Raw genomic sequence first — 240 nt, 5'->3', positions numbered from 1 at the left:
AACACTTCAACGGTTTTATTATGTACTTTTTCCAGAAGTTCCTCGGTTTCCTCGCGATTTCGATTCGGGTCATTCAGGATCATTTCCGTATACCCGAGCACCACCGTCAGAGGCGTTTTTAAATCATGCGAGATATTGGAAAGCATTTTTCGCATCGACAGCTCCGTTTTGTTGTAGCTTGCCATCATTTTTTGATTATGTGCTAAAAGCCGGTTGATCTCGATTAATAATTGTTTTAAC

At 40.4% G+C, this 240-nt stretch carries 1 protein-coding gene; it reads right to left on the bottom strand.

Features of this window, described 5'->3' with window-relative positions; genetic code table 11:
* Positions 1-240 (bottom strand): histidine kinase dimerization/phospho-acceptor domain-containing protein (locus RYX56_RS24940; RefSeq protein WP_317124464.1); only part of this gene is annotated, 240 nt, incomplete at both ends.

This window comes from Alkalihalophilus lindianensis, from assembly GCF_032843265.1.
In the GTDB taxonomy this organism is placed as follows: Bacteria; Bacillota; Bacilli; order Bacillales; family Bacillaceae_D; genus Alkalihalophilus; species Alkalihalophilus lindianensis.
The sequence above is the reverse complement of the archived record's forward strand: the minus strand, read 5'-3'. Positions and strand labels throughout refer to the sequence as shown.